The sequence below is a fragment of the Kitasatospora sp. NPDC001527 genome (genome assembly GCF_040298605.1).
Taxonomy (GTDB): domain Bacteria; phylum Actinomycetota; class Actinomycetes; order Streptomycetales; family Streptomycetaceae; genus Kitasatospora.
In genome coordinates this window covers 35,137-50,757 of the sequence record NZ_JBEPAM010000026.1, presented here as the reverse complement: position 1 = coordinate 50,757, position 15,621 = coordinate 35,137, and the positions used below count along the sequence as shown (strand labels likewise).

Annotated in this window: 12 protein-coding genes and 1 riboswitch; of the genes, 5 read left to right on the top strand and 7 right to left on the bottom strand. The window is 75.0% G+C overall.

The genetic code is table 11. The annotated features are described in order from the left end of the window. Positions 1–2: 2 nt before the first annotated feature. The 4 genes from ABT238_RS22830 to ABT238_RS22815 all read right to left on the bottom strand — a co-directional run bounded on the left by ABT238_RS22830 (position 3) and on the right by ABT238_RS22815 (position 5,596). The gene (locus ABT238_RS22830) at positions 3–1,610 is read right to left on the bottom strand and encodes an alpha-amylase family glycosyl hydrolase (protein ID WP_350782762.1); all 1,608 of its coding nucleotides are present in this window, start codon (positions 1,608–1,610) and stop codon (positions 3–5) included. 243 nt (positions 1,611–1,853) lie between these two features. Next, on the bottom strand, positions 1,854–2,528 hold the full coding sequence (locus ABT238_RS22825; RefSeq protein ID WP_350561250.1) for a bifunctional 4-hydroxy-2-oxoglutarate aldolase/2-dehydro-3-deoxy-phosphogluconate aldolase: 675 nt from the start codon (positions 2,526–2,528) through the stop codon (positions 1,854–1,856). Between the two features lie 72 nt (positions 2,529–2,600). Further along, positions 2,601–4,283, bottom strand: a complete 1,683-nt coding sequence (locus ABT238_RS22820; RefSeq protein ID WP_350782723.1) for an N-acyl-D-amino-acid deacylase family protein — start codon at positions 4,281–4,283, stop codon at positions 2,601–2,603. Further along, positions 4,283–5,596 (bottom strand): type III PLP-dependent enzyme domain-containing protein, encoded by a 1,314-nt coding sequence (locus ABT238_RS22815; protein WP_350561245.1) that lies wholly within the window; start codon positions 5,594–5,596, stop codon positions 4,283–4,285. Before ABT238_RS22815 ends, ABT238_RS22820 begins: the two co-directional genes overlap by 1 nt. Before the next feature lie 179 nt (positions 5,597–5,775). On the opposite strand from ABT238_RS22815, the gene ABT238_RS22810 reads away from it, so the two are divergent. The 4 genes from ABT238_RS22810 (at position 5,776) to ABT238_RS22795 (ending at position 9,105) form a co-directional block, all read left to right on the top strand. After that, the gene (locus ABT238_RS22810; RefSeq protein ID WP_350561243.1) at positions 5,776–6,957 is read left to right on the top strand and encodes a sugar kinase; all 1,182 of its coding nucleotides are present in this window, start codon (positions 5,776–5,778) and stop codon (positions 6,955–6,957) included. Then, positions 6,954–7,706, top strand: coding sequence for an IclR family transcriptional regulator (locus tag ABT238_RS22805; RefSeq protein WP_350561241.1), 753 nt, complete (start codon positions 6,954–6,956; stop codon positions 7,704–7,706). The genes ABT238_RS22810 and ABT238_RS22805 overlap by 4 nt, the downstream gene beginning before the upstream one ends. A gap of 57 nt (positions 7,707–7,763) precedes the next feature. Continuing rightward, the gene (locus ABT238_RS22800; RefSeq protein ID WP_350561239.1) at positions 7,764–8,171 is read left to right on the top strand and encodes a RidA family protein; all 408 of its coding nucleotides are present in this window, start codon (positions 7,764–7,766) and stop codon (positions 8,169–8,171) included. Positions 8,172–8,322: 151 nt separating this feature from the next. Beyond that, entirely contained in the window at positions 8,323–9,105 is a 783-nt protein-coding gene (locus ABT238_RS22795; RefSeq protein ID WP_350561237.1) for a DUF2470 domain-containing protein, read from the top strand. A 22-nt stretch (positions 9,106–9,127) separates the two neighbouring features. On the opposite strand, the gene ABT238_RS22790 is transcribed toward ABT238_RS22795, so the two are convergent. Next, positions 9,128–10,678 carry an APC family permease gene (locus ABT238_RS22790; protein WP_350561235.1) on the bottom strand — a complete coding sequence of 517 codons (1,551 nt, stop codon included), beginning with the start codon at positions 10,676–10,678 and terminating at the stop codon, positions 9,128–9,130. Between the two features lie 354 nt (positions 10,679–11,032). Continuing rightward, positions 11,033–12,010 (bottom strand): M23 family metallopeptidase, encoded by a 978-nt coding sequence (locus tag ABT238_RS22785; protein WP_350782570.1) that lies wholly within the window; start codon positions 12,008–12,010, stop codon positions 11,033–11,035. 3 nt (positions 12,011–12,013) lie between these two features. Continuing rightward, positions 12,014–12,181: riboswitch (cyclic di-AMP (ydaO/yuaA leader) on the bottom strand. 310 nt (positions 12,182–12,491) lie between these two features. On the opposite strand from ABT238_RS22785, the gene ABT238_RS22780 reads away from it, so the two are divergent. Continuing rightward, positions 12,492–14,018 (top strand): MFS transporter, encoded by a 1,527-nt coding sequence (locus tag ABT238_RS22780; protein ID WP_350782554.1) that lies wholly within the window; start codon positions 12,492–12,494, stop codon positions 14,016–14,018. Positions 14,019–14,135: 117 nt separating this feature from the next. Here the strand turns inward: ABT238_RS22780 and purB are convergent, their stop codons facing one another. Then, entirely contained in the window at positions 14,136–15,566 is a 1,431-nt protein-coding gene (gene purB / locus ABT238_RS22775; RefSeq protein WP_350561229.1) for an adenylosuccinate lyase, read from the bottom strand. Between the last annotated feature and the right edge of the window lie 55 nt (positions 15,567–15,621).

The window sequence follows — 15,621 nt, the reverse complement described above, 5'->3', positions numbered from 1 at the left end:
CGTCACCCCAGCTCGAAGACCCCGTACGAGAACCCTTCCGCCCGCAGTTCGCCCGCGGCGCCGATCGTCACCCCCTGGACGTCCAGCGGCCGCGCGGTCCGACGTGCCCCGTCGGCCCCGCCGAACGCCGCCTCCGCCGGGACGACCGCCGGCTCCCGCCGCGGGTTGACCGCCACCAGGTAGCGTCCGGCCCGGGTGTAGACGAGCGGGTACCCGGCGTGCCGCACCTCCACCGAGGCCCGCGTGCCCAGGCCCGGGTGCGCCCGGCGCAGCGCGATCAGCCGCCGCACGGTGTGCAGCAGCGAGGTCGGGTCGGCCCGCTGGGTGGCGACGTCCGGCCGGTGCGGGTCCGGGTCGACCGGCAGGTAGAGCCGGTCGGCGGGCGCGGCGGAGAAGCCCGCGTTCACTCCGGGCGCCCACTGCATCGGGGTGCGCGAGCCGGCCCGGTTGTACGTCGCGCCGAGCGCGCTGCCCTCGGTGTCCGGCAGGTCCGGCACGAAGCGCATGCCGATCTCGTCGCCGTAGTAGACCGCCGGCAGGGTCGGCCAGGTGAGCAGCAGCGCGAACGCCGGGGCGAGCTGGTCGGCGGTGCGCGGCCCGGTGGCCAGCCGCGAGAAGTCGTGGTTGGCGGTGGGGAGGGCGATGTGCCCGGCGCCCTCGGTCAGTTCGGCCGCCGAGCGCCAGGCGTCCAGGAACACCCGCGGGGTGCCGCGCCCCTCGGCCTCGAAGTAGCACGGGCCCTGCTGCCAGTACTCCTTCACCGTCCCCGCGTTGTTGTTCCACAGCGAGCGCAGCGGCAGGCCGTCCCCGCCGCCGAACTGGAGGAAGAAGTCGGCGTGGAAGCCGGCGGCGACGGCGGCGGCCGGGTCGCCCCACTCGGCGAACAGCGCGGCCTGCGGGTGGTCGCGGTCGAGCCAGTCGCGCAGTTCGGTCCAGAGCTTGCCGGTCTCGACGAAGCCGGGGTCGTCCTTGACCAGCGAGGACGCCATGTCGACCCGGAAGCCCGCCACACCGAGGCCGAGCCAGTGGGCCATGATCGCGCGCAGCGCGGCGCGGTTGGCCCGCGGGCCCTCGGCGTCCACCGGCTGGCGCCAGGGCTCCCGCGGGTCCTCCCGCGCGTAGCCGAAGTTGAGCGCCGGCTGGCAGTCGAAGAAGTTCGGCCGGTACCAGCCGGCCCGGCTGCCCGGGGAGGCGACGAAGCCCTCCACCGGCCGCTCGGACCAGATGTAACGGTGGTCCGACGGGTCCTGCGCCGACGTCCGGAACCAGGGGTGCTGGTCGGAGGTGTGGCCGGCGACCAGGTCCAGCAGGATCCGGATGCCCCTGCGGCGCGCCGCCCCGACGAGGGCGGCGAGGTCGTCGGCGGTGCCGTAGCGCGGGGCGGGGGCGAAGTAGTCGGTGACGTCGTACCCCGCGTCGCGGAACGGCGAGTCGAAGCACGGGTTCAGCCAGACCGTGTCCACGCCCAGCCAGGCGAGGTGGTCGAGGTGCTCGGTGATGCCCGCGAAGTCGCCGATGCCGTCACCGTCGGAGTCGGCGAAGGACTGGGGGTAGATCTGGTAGAGCACGGCGTCGGTCAGCCAGTCGGGGCCTGGGCGGGTCGAGGTCATGGGTGGATCCTCCTGCCGGGTGCCGGGGGGCTACCGATTCTCGTCGAATCCCGGCCGCCCCAACAGTCCGGCCCGGCCACTCCTGGACCGTCGCGCGGTTCCCGGAAGCAGCGCCGGGCCGGGGCGCGCGCCGTCCCGAGCCCCTTCCGCTCCCGCGCGCGCCCACCCACCGCGCGCTCCCGGCCGGTCGGACGGCCACCGCTCCCGGCCGCCCGACCGCGCCACGACCCGCGCGACCGCCCGCTACCGCGCCGCGCAGGCCTCGGTGAACGCCCGCGCCCGCCGGGTGATCTCGGCCCAGTCCCCGGCCGCGACCACCTCCGGCGCCACCACGTCCGTCCCGGCGCAGACCGCCAGCGCGCCCTGCGCCAGGAACTCCGCCGCGTTGCCCGCGTTGACGCCGCCGGAGGCGACCAGCGGGACGTCCGGGTACGGTCCGCGCAGGTCCTTGAAGTAGCCGGGGCCGAAGGCCCGGGCGGGGAAGATCTTCACGGCGGCGGCGCCGAGGTCCACCGCCTGGGCCACCTCGGTCGCGGTCAGCGCGCCGAGCACCACCGGGACCCGGGCCGCGTGCGCGACGTCCGCCACCTCGGGCCGCAGCCCGGGGGTGACCAGGAACGACGCGCCGACGGCGAGCCCGCTCTCGGCCTGCTCGGCGGTGAGCACCGTGCCCACCCCGACCCGGTGGCCGGCCTGCGCCGCCTCGCGCAGATGATCCGTCACATCCGGTGTGGTGAAGGTGAATTCGGTCCAGGTGATGCCCCCTTCCGCGAGCGCGGCGCAGAGCGCGGCGGCGTCCGGTATCCGCGGGGCGCGGACGACCGCGATCACCGGTTCGGCGGCGAGCGCGCCGCGGGCCGCCGCCACCATGGCCTCGGCGGAGGTCTTCCGGCCGACCGGGCTCGGGTTCGGGTTCACGGGATTGGCTTTCACAGGGCTTCCATCCATTCACTGGGATTCACGGAGCACTCGACGTCATGGGCCCGGACCTCACACGGCCTCCGCCCCCCGCCCGGTCCGGCGCAGCGCCCGCCCGGGGCGCGCGCCCGTGGCGCGGCCCCCCTCGACGACGGCGGTGCCGTTCACGTAGACGTGCTCGATGCCCGCCGCGGGCCGCCTGGGCTGCTCGAAGGTGGCGGTGTCCCGGACGCGTTCGGGGTCGAACAGGACGAGGTCGGCGTGGTACCCGGCGGCGATCCGCCCGCGCCGGTGCAGCCGCAGCCGGGCGGCCGGCCGCCCGGTCATCCGGGCGACCGCCTCCTCCAGCGTCAGCACGCCCGACTCCCGGACGTAGCGGGCCAGGTAGCGCGGGAAGGTGCCCCAGGCGCGCGGGTGCGGCCGGGCGCCGACCAGCAGCCCGTCGCTGCCGACGGTGTGCGCGCGGTGGCGCATGATCGCCCGGACGTTCTCCTCGTGGCCGACGTGCTGGAGGATGGTGGTCGCCAGCCCGTCCCGCAGCAGCAGGTCGAGGAAGACCTCGGTGCCGCTGCGGCCCTGCTCGGCGGCGAGTTCGGCGACGGTGCGGCCGACCGCGCCGGCGAGTTCCGGGGCGCCGACACCGGAGAGCTGGATGGTCGCCCAGTCGGTGACCACTCCGTGGCAGCCGTCGCTGCCCTTCTCCTCCACCTCGTAGCGGATCCGCTCGCGCGCCGCCGGGTCGCCGAGCCGGGTCAGGGTGGCCTCCGGGCCGCCCTCGGTGGCCCAACTGGGCAGCAGCGCCGCCAGGGTGGTGGATCCGGGCAGGTAGGGGTAGCTGTCCAGGGTGAGGTCCACCCCGTCGGCGAGCGCCCGGTCGACCAGGTCCAGCAGCTCGCCGGCCCGGCCCTCGTTGACGCCGAAGTTCATCGTGGCGTGGGTGAGGTGGAGCGGGCAGCCGGACCGCCGGGCGATCTCGACCATCTCCGCGTACCCCTCCAGCGCGCCCGCGCCGTAGGAGCGCTGGTGCGGCGCGTGGAAGCCGCCGTATCCGGCGACGACCCGGCAGAGCTCGACCAGTTCCTCGGTACCGGCGTACATCCCGGGGGTGTACGTCAGACCGCTGGACATGCCGACCGCGCCCTCGGCCAGGCCCTGCGCCAACAGCTCGCGCATCCGGTCGAGTTCGGCCGCGCTCGGGGCCCGGTTCTCCCAGCCCACCGCGAGCATCCGCAGCGAGCCGTGCGGCACCAGGTAGCAGGCGTTGACGGCGGGACCGGTGCGGTCCAGCCGGTCCAGGTAGCCGCCGACGGTCCGCCAGTCCCAGTCGAAACCCTCCGGGTCGCCGTTCCAGCCGGCGATCTGGCGGCGCAGCGCGGGCAGCGTGGTGTCGTCGACCGGCGCGTAGGACAGGCCGTCCTGGCCGAGGACCTCGCAGGTGACGCCCTGGGTGACCTTGGCCGGGTGCTCGGGTTCGCGCAGCAGGGCGAGGTCGGAGTGGGCGTGCATGTCGATGAACCCGGGGGCCAGCACCAGCCCGTCCGCGTCCACCGTGCGCGCCGCGCCGCCCGCCGCGGTGCCGGGGTCGGCGACCTCGACGATCACCCCGTCGGCGATCCGGACGTCCGCCCGGTACCGCCCGGCGCCCGTGCCGTCGACGACGGTGGCGCCCCGGAAGACCGTGCCCCGGGCGGTCGCGCCCCGGACGGTCGTGCCACGGGGGACCGCGCCACGGCCGTCGCCCGGTGCCCCGCCCATCAGAAGAACGTCCTGACCAGCCCGGTGACCTTCGGCTCCGCCGCCGAGGCGTCGTCCAGCACGGGGATCAGCGCCCACTTGTCGAAGGCCGTGCACGGGTGCGAGACCCCGAGCCGCAGCACCGCGCCGACCGGGGCGAGGTCGCCCGCGTCGCGCAGGAAGGCGTGCTGGTCGTTGAGCGCGGTGATCCGCGCCGCCGTGCCCGTCAGCTCGGCGCCGCCCCGCACCGCCTGCGGCTCCGGCAGGCCCTCGTCGAACGGCAGGTCGCGCTTGCCCGCGTCCAGCAGGGCCAGCTGCGGCTCCGGCCGGGATACCACCCGGGCCCAGCCGTGCAGCGCGGCCCGCAGCGCCCCGCCGCCGGAGGCACCGGCGGCCCCGCGCGCCAGTGGCGAGATCCCCCGGTAGAAGCCGTCGTCGTGCGCGATGTACGCGCCCGAGCGGAGCACCACGAACGCCTCCGGCAGCGCGCCCAGCTCCTCGGCGACCAGGTCGAAGTAGGCGCTGCCGCCGGCCGTCACCAGCGGCGCGGCCCCGTCCGCGTAGCGGCCGGCGAGCCGCCCGTGCAGCTCGGCCAGCGACCGCAGGTAGCCGCGCACGGCGGCCAGCCCGGCCTCGCTCGCGTCGTGGGCCAACGCGCCCTCGTAGCCGCCGATGCCGGCCAGCCGGAGGGTCGGCGCGGCGCGGACGGCGTCCGCGATCCCGACCGCCGCGTCGACGCCGCGCGCGCCGGTGCGCCCGCCCGGGCCGCCGAGTTCGACCAGCACCTCCACCGGGCGCTCGGCGCCGGCCGCGCGCAGCGCCCCGTCCATCAGCCGGACGCTCTCCACGGAGTCCACCCAGGAGACGAAGGCGAAGTCCGGGTCGGCGGCCAGTTCGCCCGCCAGCCAGCGCAGGCCCGCCGGGTCCAGCAGGGAGTTGGCGAGCAGCACCCGCCGGACGCCGAAGGCCCGGGCGACCCGCAGCTGCGGCAGGTTGGCGAGGGTGATGCCGTGGCTGCCGGCGGCCAGCTGGGCCTGCCAGAGCGCGGGCGCCATGGTGGTCTTGCCGTGCGGGGCGAGCGCCACGCCGGCGTCGGCGCACCAGCGGGCCATGGTGCGCAGGTTGTGGTCGAGGGCGCCCGCGTCGAGGGTGAGCAGCGGGGTGCCGAGGTCGGCGAGGGCGGGGCCGGTTTCCAGGTACTGGCGGACGGTCAGGCCCGCGGCGGCCGGGGGCAGCGCTTTGAACCGCCAGTCGAGCACCTCCTCGGCCAGCGCCGCCACCGCTCGGGTGTCGAGGCCGGGGCCGGTGCCGCTGCTTGCGAAGGTCTGGTCCACCGTCTTCCTCCATCTGCCATGTTGCAACATGCGCAATGAGGGTTGCACATGCTGGCAGCACGGTTCTAGCATCGGCGCCGGACGAAGGTCAACGACAGCCGCCCGCCGTACGCGGGTCAGGCCGGCTCGCCGCAGCACCCCCACCCGGCCGGACCGCAGCACTCCGAGGAGCCCAGCAGATGCCACGCCAGGACGCCGCCGTGAGCCCGGGCACCCCACCGCCCGGCCGTCCGGCGGCCGCCCCGTCCGCCCCCGGCCCGGCATCCGCCCCGGAACCCGCCGCCGCCGACCCCGCGCGGCCCGCCGCCCCGGTGGCCGTCTGCGTGGGCGAGTCGATGGCCGTGCTCCTCCCGGACCGGCCCGGGCCGCTGGAGTCCGTGGAGAGCTTCCGCCTCTCGGTCGGCGGCGCGGAGTCCAACGTGGCCGGTGCGCTGACCGCCCTGGGGGTGCCGAGCGCCTGGATCAGCCGGGTGGGCGACGACGGCTTCGGCCGCCGCCTGCTCGGCGAACTGACCGCCCGCGGGGTGGACGTCTCCGCGGTCGCCGTCGACCCGCACCGCCCGACCGGCCTGTACCTCAAGGAGGTCGGCGGCGCCACCGGCGAGCGCCACGACCTCGGCCCGGGCCGCAGCCGGCTGCACTACCACCGACGGGGCTCGGCCGCCGCCGCCCTCTCCCCCGCCCTGCTGACCGACCCGGCCGCCGCCCGGCTGCTGGCCGGGGCCCGGCTGCTGCACCTGTCCGGCATCACCGCCGCCCTCTCCGACGACTGCCTCGCCCTGCTCCGCGCCCTGCTCGCCGACCGCCGCCCCGGCCGGCTGGTCAGCTTCGACCTCAACTGGCGCCCCGCGCTCTGGCGCGAGCGCGACCCCTCGGTGCTGCCGCCGCTGCTGGACGCCGCCGACCTGCTGCTGCTCGGCGCCGACGAGGCGGAGACCGCCTTCGGCACCGGCGATCCGCACGCGCTGCGCCGGCGTTTCCCCTCCCCCGCCACCCTGGTGGTCAAGGACGCCGCCCGGCTGGTCACCGCGGTCGAGCGGGACGGCAGCGCCGTCACCGAACCGGCGCTGGCCGTCGAGGTGGTCGAGGCGACCGGGGCGGGGGACGCCTTCGCCGCCGGCTACCTGGCCGGCACCGTCCGCGGCCTCGACCAGCGGCGCCGGCTGCGGCTGGGCCACCTGAGCGCGGCCTGCGCCCTGACCGCCCACGGCGACCAGGCCGAGCTGCCCCCGGCCGAGGTGGTCGCGGCCCTGCTCGACGCCGCGCCCGAGGACTGGGCGGCCACCCGGGTGTCGGCGGATGGCATCGTGTCCCCTGTCCTGTCCGCACCGGCCACCGCCCCGGCCCTTGGAGCACCATGAGCCAGACCGTCACCCGCGCCCTGCGCATCCTCGCCGAGCTCGGCGAGGGCGAGCGTTCCCTGGACCAGCTGGCCGAGGTGCTCGGCGTGCACAAGACGACCGTGCTGCGACTGCTCCAGTCCCTCGAAGAGGAACGATTCGTCTACCGGGACGCCGGCTACCGCTACCACCTGGGCGCGGGCCTGTTCGCCCTCTCCGGCCTGGCCCTGGAACAGCGCGGGGTGCGCCGGATCGCCGCCCCGCACCTGGCCGAGCTGAACGCCGCCACCGGCCAGACCGTGCACCTGGCCGCGTACGAGGGCGGCGAGGTGGTCTACATCGACAAGTACGACTCCCGCCACCCGGTGCGGATGTACTCGCGGATCGGCCTGCGCGCCGCGCTGCACAGCGCCGCCGTCTCCAAGGTGCTGCTCGCCGACCTGCCCGCGCCGGAGCGCCGCCGGGTGGTGGCCGGCATCGACTTCGTGCCGCACACCCCGCGCACCCTGGCCACACCCGAGGCGCTGCTCGCGGAGCTGGAGAAGGTCGCCGCCCAGGGCTGGGCGCAGGACCACGCCGAGCACGAGGCGTTCATCAACTGCGTGGCCGCGCCGATCCGGGACGCCAGCGGCCGGGTGGTCGCCGCCGCCTCGATCTCCGTGCCCGACGTCGTCCTCCCGTACGAGCAGGTGCTGGAGCTGCTGCCGCAGTTGCTCGCCACCACCCGGGCGGTCTCCGCCGACTGCGGCCAGCTCCCGCACCACCCCTGACCCCGCCCCGGACCGTCCCCCGATCCCCGACCGCACCCCACCGAGGAAGCGAACCGCATGAGCGACAAGACCGAGATCCGCACCGACGGCGCCCCCGCCCCGGCCTGGATGTTCTCCCAGGGCGTCCGCAAGGGCCCGATCCTGCAGGTCTCCGGCCAGGGCCCGCAGGACCCGGCCACCGGCGAGTACCTGTACCACGGCGACGTGAAGGCGCAGACCCGCCGGACGCTGGAGAACGTCAAGGCGATCGTCGAGGCGGGCGGCGCCACCATCGAGGACGTGGTGATGTTCCGCGTGTACCTCACCAAGCGCGCCGACTTCCCCCTGATGAACGAGGTCTACGCCGAGTTCATCGACGAGAACATCGAGCCCGGCGGCGTGAAGCCCTGCCGCACCACGATCTTCGTCGAGCTGCCGCAGGAGCCGATGTTGGTGGAGATCGACGCCCAGGCCGTCATCGGCTGACCCCCGCGACGAGCGCGCCAGGGCCCGGACCTCGTGTCCGGGCCCTGGCGCGTCATCCGCCCCCGGCGGCGCCTTGCCCTCCCCTCCCCCGACTCATTAGGTTAGGCTCACCTAACTATCAGGCAGGCAGCCCGCCGGAGGTCCCGCACCCATGAGCCCGCACCCCCTCGACGCCGAGACTTCCCCGACCGGCGAGACCGGCGAGACCGCCGGGATTCCCGGGCCGGCCGACACCGCCGAGGTCCCCGAGCCGAGCGCCGCCGAGCGGATCGCCGGCCTGCTCACCGCCGCCTCCTCGGTGGTCCTCCGCGCCTGCGGCGAGCACCATGAACTCTCCACCCCCGTCTCGGTGCACGGCTCCCGGCTGCGGCTGCGCGCCCCGCTCGACGCCCCGCTCACCGTCGCCATCGCCCGCGAGCAGGACGGCCTCGCCGTCGTGCTCGACCTCACCGACATCGCCCCGGTCGCCGTGCGCGACCGGGTCCGCGGCCGCCTCACCCTGGCCGGCCGGCTGCACCTCGCCCACCTCGCCGACGACGGCCTGAGCGTCCACCTCCGCCTGGACGTCGCCCACGCCGTGCTCTCCACCCCGTACGGCACCAGCGCGATCACCGGCGCCGACCTCGCGGCCGCCGGCCCCGACCCGCTGGCCCGCTACGAGGCCGGCCTGCTCACCCACCTGGCCGACGACCACCCGGACGCGCTCGCCGTGCTCACCCGCCTGCTCGACCCGGCGCTGCTCGCCGGACTCCCCGCCGTGCGCCCGCTCGCCCTCGACCGGTACGGCCTGGTGCTCCGCCTGGACCACCCGCACGGCCACCGCGACGTCCGCCTGGTCTTCCCCGAACCGGCCCGCGACGCCGACGACTTCGGCCACCGGGTGCACCAGCTGCTGACCGCCGCCGAACAGGCGCTGCCGGCCCGCCGGCCGTGACGCGGCGTCCGCCGGCGCGTCGTCATATCCCCACCGGCGCGGCCTCGTCGGAGCGCTCCACCGCGTCCTCCAGGACGATCCGCCCCATCCGGGCGTACCGCTCCGGCCGGCGGGCGCGCATCCACAGCGCCAGCCCGATCCCGCCCAGGAAGGTCCCGATCACCAGGTACGGGATCAGCCGGAAGAGCGGCGTACCGGCGGCCGCTCCGGCGGCGGCGTCCTTGTGGATCACCAACAGGGCCACCACCCCCGCCATCGCCACCCCGCCGGCCAGCGGCGCGACCAGCGTCCGGAACCAGTGCCCGGTCCCCGGGTGCCGGCCCTGCACGTGGAAATAGCCGACCACCGCGAAGGAACAGAGCGTCTGCACGATCAGGATCGCCATCGTCCCGAGCAGCGCCATCAGCGTGTACAGGTGCACGTACGGATCCAGCCCGGCCGCCAGGAACCCGGCCACCAGCGCCACCGCGATCAGCGACTGCACCACCGAGGCGACGTGCGGCGAGCCGTACCTGGGATGGGTGCGCCCGAGCGCCGGGTGGATGAACCCCTCGCGCCCGATCGCGTACAGGTACCGGGCCGCGCACTGGTGGAAGGCCATCGCGCAGGCGAAGGAGCCGCTCACCACCAGCCACTGGAACACCGTGACCGCCCAGCCGCCGAGGTGCTCGCCGAGCGGGTCGAAGAACAGGCTGGTGCCGTCCTTGCCCGGCACCAGGCCCTGGGCGACCTCCACCGCGTGCCGCACGCCGTTGCCGGAGACGATCATCCAGGAGACGAGGACGTAGAACAGCCCGACCCCGACCACCGAGATCAGCGTCGCCCTCGGCACCACCCGCTTCGGGTCGCGGGACTCCTCGCCGTACATCGCGGTGGACTCGAAGCCCACCCAGGAGCAGAACGCGAAGAACAGCCCCAGCCCGGCGCCCGCCGACCCGGCCCCGTCCACGCCGCGGAAGGCGTTCAGCGGATCGACCGCCCGCCCGACGATCCCGTCCGGCCCGCCGCCGGTGAGCAGCACGGCCAGCGAGACGGCGCCCAGCACGGCGACCTCCAGCACCAGCGCCACCCCGAGCACCCGCGCGGTCAGGTGCAGGTCGAACCAGGCCATCACCCCGATCACCAGCAGCCCGAGCGCCGCGTACCAGCCCCAGGGCGGCTCCACCCCCAGCTGCGCGGCGACCAGCCCGCGCAGCGCGTACGCGAAGAAGCCGATCACCGCCGCCTCGAAGACGATGTAGGCGAGCACCGCCAGCAGACCCGACGCCATCCCGACGACCCGGCCGAGCCCGTGCGAGATGTAGCCGTAGAACGCCCCGGCCGAGGTGAGATGGCGGGCCATCGCCACGTAGCCGATCGAGAAGACGGTGAGCACCAGGGTCGCGAAGACGTACGCGGCGGGCGCGCCGGCGCCGTTGCCCTGGCCGATGACGATCGGGAGGTTGCCGGTCATCGCGGTGATCGGCGCCGCCGTGGCGACCGCCATGAACACCACGCCCGGCAGGCCGACCGAGTCCGCCTTCAGCCGGTCCACCTCCGGGCGCGACTCCGCCTGCCCGCTCTGGTCGGCCATCCGGCCCCCTTCACCCGCCGTGGCTGTGCCGCCCGCCGGACCGGTCGGACGATGACTGCCCGACAGCATCGGGGCGCGGCGGGCGAGCCCGCAACGAGAGGTGACCCGCCGTCACCCTCACAGGGTTGACGCGCCGTTCGAAGCCCCGGTCGTCCCGTTCGACCGGAAACGGCGACGGCCGGCCCGGCCCGCGAGAGGTCTCGCGAACCGGGCCGGCCGGACGGGCGTGTCCCGCGCCCGTCGGTCCACTGGAGGTGCGGCGATCACCCGGTCGAGCGGTCACCCGACATGACCATTCCGGAGGAGTCGTTTCGCCCCGCACCCAGCGGTGGCTGGTGCGATCCGGCCCGAGGGTCAGATCGAGACGCCGTGCGCCCGCAGGTAGGCGATCGGGTCGATGTCCGAGCCGTACTCCGAGCCAGTGCGGACCTCGAAGTGCAGGTGCGGGCCGGTCACGTTGCCGGTCGCGCCGGAGAGGCCGATCTGCTGGCCGACGGTGACGGTCTGGCCGACCTTGACGCCGATCGAGGACAGGTGCGCGTACTGGGCGTACTTGCCGTCGGCGAGCTTGATCTCGACCTCGTTGCCGTAGGCGCCGCCGTTGCCGGCCTTCACCACGGTGCCGGCCGCGATGGCGCGCAGCGGGGTCCCGGTCGAGGCGACGAAGTCGGCGCCGGTGTGGTGACCGGAGGCCCACATCGAGCCGGCCACGCCGTAGGCGGTGCCGAGCTTCGGGTTGGCCAGCGGGGCGACGAAGCCGGAGGTGGCGGCGACGACCGGGGTCGCCACCGGGGCGGCGACGGTCTGGGGCTGGACGGCGGGCTTGACGGCCGGGGCGGCCGGCTTGGCGGCGGTGGTGGCGGGGGCGGCCGGCTTCGGGGCGGCCGGCTTCACCGCGTCCTGCGAGACCTTCGGCTTGGCGGCGGGCGCGGCCGGCTTGGCGGCCGGGGCGGCCTTGGCGCCGAGCGCGAGCTGCTGGCCCGGGAAGATGAGGTTCGGGTTGGCGCCGATGACCGAGCGGTTGTGCTCGTACAGCGCCTGCCAGCCGCCGTCCACGTTCTTCGCGGCGGCGATCTTCGAGAGGGTGTCCCCACCGACGACCTTGTAGCTGTCCGCGACCGGGGCGGCGGCCGGGGCGGCCGGGGCGGCGGGAGCGGCCGGAGCGGTCTTCGCGGCCGGAGCGGTCTTCGCGGCCGGGGCGGCCGGGACCTCGTGGGCCTGGGCGGTGACGGTGGTCACCAGCGGGAGGGCGAAGGCGGCACCGGTGACGGCGGTGGCGATGCCGATCCGGGCGGCGCGGGGCAGGGCGATACGACGAGCCTGTGCGGGCATGGAAAATGTCCTCTCCGACGCCTGCGAGGTGAGCTGTCGGGTTCGGGCTGGAGTTGCCCGGCCGCGTGAAAGGCGGCTTCACCCCAAGCCGGTCCGCGAAGAATTCGGGTCCGGCGACTTACCTGTGGGTCCCCCGCTCCTGCCGTACAGAGTTCGTTGCGTACCACCGGGCAGCGGCAGGACTAGGCGTTCCACCCGGTGGCCACCCGGGCTGACGCCGGGCGGTCGCTGAACTAAAACTCATCCGTTCGGGTGAAGCAATGTCGATCTCCACGACCCGGGACCAAAGTCCGCACCCCCGTGACACTCCGCCGAAAAGGCATGCACAGTACGCACACAATCCATTCACAGTGCGCAGGTGATCCACGACCCTGCGCCGACATCGGAGTCGGTACGCACACGATCACTCACGCAGCGGAGATCCCCCGACACACCCCCGGTGACCCTTGTCACGTCGGCCCCGCGGGACGGACCATGGGCCGTGGCCACCTCCGAGGCCGGCACCCTGCGGTTGAGCACCGCGCGGGGTCGCTGGGTACTTCTGGCGACGGTGCTCGGCTCCAGCATGGCGATGCTCGACGGAACCGTCGTGAACGTCGCGCTGCCCCGGATCGGCGCCGATCTCGGCGCCCAGCTCGACGCCCTGCAATGGACGCTCAACGCCTATCTGCTCACCCTGGCGGGCCTGATCCTGCTCGGCGGAGCGCTCGGCGACCGGTACGGCCGGCGCCGGGTCTTCCTGCTCGGCGTGGTCTGGTTCGCCGCCGCCTCCGCGGCCTGCGCCGCCGCGCCCACCATCGAGGTGCTGATCCTGGCGCGTGCCGTGCAGGGCATCGGCGGGGCGCTGCTCACCCCCGGCTCGCTGGCGATGCTCCAGGCGGTCTTCCACCCGGAGGACCGCTCGGCGGCCGTCGGCCTCTGGTCGGGGTTCGGCGGGGTCTCGGCGGCGGTCGGCCCGTTCCTCGGCGGCTGGCTGGTGGACGGGCCCGGCTGGCGCTGGATCTTCCTGCTGAACCTGCCGCTGGCGGCGCTGGTGGTGGTGGTCTCCGCCCGGCACGTGCCGGAGAGCCGGGACGAGTCCGCGACCGGCCGCTTCGACGTGCTCGGCGCGGTGCTGGCCGCCCTGGCGCTGGGCACGGTCACCTATGCGCTGACCGCCGCCGGGAACGGCCTGTCCGCCGTGGTCTGGGTCACCGGCGTGGCGGGCCTGCTGCTGGGCGCCGCCTTCATCACCGTCGAGCGCCGCACCCCGGAGCCGATGCTGCCGCTCGGCCTCTTCTCCTCACGGCTGTTCACCGCCGTGAACCTGGTCACCCTCGCCGTCTACGCGGCGTTCAGCGGCGTCTTCTTCCTGCTGGTCGTCCAGTTGCAGATCGTCTCCGGCTTCTCCCCGCTGGTCTCCGGGCTGGCCCTGGTGCCGATCACCGTGATCATGCTGGCGCTGTCCGCCCGGGCCGGCCAGCTGGGCAAGCGGATCGGCCCCCGGCTGCCGCTCACCGTCGGCCCGATGCTCTGCGCGGCGGGCGTGCTGCTGATGCTGCGGATCGGCCCCGACGCCTCGTACTGGACGGACGTGCTGCCCGCCGCCGCGGTGATGGGCAGCGGCATGGTGCTGCTGGTCGCCCCGCTGACCGCCACCGTGCTGGCGGCGGTGGAGGTGCGGCACGCGGGCATCGCCAGCGGCGTCAACAACGCCGCGGCCCGGGCGGCCGGCCTCTTGGCGGTCGCCGCGCTGCCCGCGCTGGCCGGCCTGAGCGGCGACGCCTACCGGGTCCCCGACGCGGTTGACTCCGCCTTCCGCACGGCGATGCTGATCTGCGCCGGGCTGCTCGTGGCCGGCGGTCTGATCGCGCTGGTCACCGTGCACGGCAACGTCCTGGCCCCGGAGGACGCGCACCCGGTGGCCGAGCCGGACTGCCGCTACGCGTGCGCCACCAACGCCCCGCCCCTGGACCCCGGCCACCCCGCCGCCACCCGGGCCGAGCACGGCGAGAGCCCCGCCGTCTGACCGGCGACGGGGCGGTGACTCGCCTGCCCGGGGCGCTCCGGCCATTCGGCACCGGCGCCCCCCCGGTTCGGGGCGTCACCTGCCCGCCCCGAACCGGGGCGGGCAGACGGCGCTTCGTCAGAGAATGTCGCCCGGCGCGTACTTGGCGGCCTCCGGGTACGCGGCCGCGACGGCCTCGATCTGCCGGACGACCTCGGCGACCTGCGCCCCGGCCGCACCGGTGAAGGACAGCCGGTCGGCCAGCAGCGCGTCCAGCGCGGCCCGGTCCAGCGGGATCCGCTCGTCGTTCGCCAGCCGGTCCAGCAGCTCGTTCTCCCGGGCGCCGGCCCGCATCGCGAGCGCGGAGGCGACGGCGTGCTCCTTGATGACCTCGTGCCCGGTCTCCCGGCCGACGCCCGCCCGAACCGCGCCCATCAGCACCTTGGTGGTGGCCAGGAACGGCAGGTAGCGGTCCAGCTCGGCCTCGATCACGGCCGGGAAGGCACCGAACTCGTCGAGGACGGTCAGGAAGGTCTCCAGCAGGCCGTCGAAGGCGAAGAAGGCGTCCGGCAGCGCGACCCGGCGGACCACCGAGCAGGAGACGTCGCCCTCGTTCCACTGGTCGCCGGCCAGCTCGCCGGTCATCGACGCGTAGCCGCGCAGGATCACGGCCAGGCCGTTGACCCGCTCGCAGGAGCGGGTGTTCATCTTGTGCGGCATCGCCGAGGAGCCGACCTGGCCCTCCTTGAAGCCCTCGGTCACCAGCTCGTGGCCGGCCATCAGGCGGATGGTCTTGGCCAGGCTGGACGGCGCGGCCGCCAGCTGGACGAGGGCGGTCAGCACCTCGAAGTCCAGCGAGCGCGGGTAGACCTGGCCGACGCTGGTGAGCACGTTGTCGAAGCCGAGGTGCGCGGCGACCCGGCGCTCCAGCTCGGCGAGCTTGTCGGTGTCGCCGCCGAGCAGGTCCAGCATGTCCTGGGCGGTGCCGACCGGGCCCTTGATCCCGCGCAGCGGGTAGCGGGCGATCAGCTCCTCCAGGCGGCGGAAGGCGACCAGCAGCTCGTCGGCGATCGACGCGAAGCGCTTGCCCAGGGTGGTGGCCTGCGCGGCCACGTTGTGCGAGCGGCCGGCCATGACCAGCTCGGCGTGCTCGGCGGAGATCCGGCCCAGGCGGACCAGCACGGCGACGGTGCGGTCGCGCACGTGCTCCAGCGACTGCCGGATCTGCAACTGCTCGACGTTCTCGGTCAGATCCCGGGAGGTCATGCCCTTGTGGATCTGCTCGTGGCCGGCGAGTTCGCTGAACTCCTCGATCCGGGCCTTGACGTCGTGCCGGGTGACCCGCTCGCGGGCGGCGATGGAGGCGAGGTCGACCTGGTCGATCACCCGCTCGTAGTCGGCGACGGCGGTGGCGGGCACCTCGACACCGAGGTCCTGCTGGGCCTTCAGGACGGCGAGCCAGAGGTGGCGCTCAAGGACCACCTTGTGCTCGGGGGACCAGAGCTGGGCCAGGGTCGCCGAGGCGTACCGGGAGGCCAGGACATTGGGGATCTGGGGCTTCGCGCTCACGCTTCGCAAGCCTAACAGCCGAGGTCAGCCGGAACGGCCCGGGCTCGGGTAGGCT